The following is a 433-nucleotide window of genomic DNA, read 5'->3' as shown; positions in this document are numbered from 1 at the left end:
CTACACACCCACACCATCAACCCCAACACAAACCAACACACAAACCCGGGTGGGCACCAGGGTGCCGTCCACGATGAGCACGATGTCCTTGGCGAACCGCTGGCGGGGCTGGAGAGCGAGCATCGGTCCGAGGTGATCGATGATCCGGCCCACCGCCGACTTCGACACCCCTGACAACAGCACCGTCGTACCGCCGGACGTCCACGGCCCCGCAGACAGGCGACGTACGACGATGTCACCGTCCGGGCAGCCGCCGGTCACAAAGTGCGGCAACCTGGGCGCAGGACATCCCTCGATGGAGGAGTATCTGTGGCTCTCACCCACGACGAGCGTGAACAGTTCCTGGCCGAACCCCATGTCGCCGCGCTGGCCGTGGACTCGGCGGAGGAGGGGCGCGCCCCGCTCACCGTGCCGATCTGGTACCAGTACGCGC

General features: G+C 66.5%; 2 pseudogenes. One reads left to right on the top strand and one right to left on the bottom strand.

Features of this window, described 5'->3' with window-relative positions:
• Positions 1-45 precede the first annotated feature (45 nt).
• Positions 46-177 (bottom strand): annotated as a pseudogene (locus RNC47_RS37015) (IS5/IS1182 family transposase); the annotation flags it as partial.
• A gap of 132 nt (positions 178-309) precedes the next feature.
• On the opposite strand from RNC47_RS37015, the pseudogene RNC47_RS37010 reads away from it, so the two are divergent.
• A pseudogene (locus RNC47_RS37010) lies at positions 310-433 on the top strand (pyridoxamine 5'-phosphate oxidase family protein); the annotation flags it as partial.

The organism is Streptomyces millisiae, from assembly GCF_031845425.1.
In the GTDB taxonomy this organism is placed as follows: Bacteria; Actinomycetota; Actinomycetes; order Streptomycetales; family Streptomycetaceae; genus Streptomyces; species Streptomyces millisiae.
This window is presented reverse-complemented; position numbering and strand designations above follow the sequence as displayed.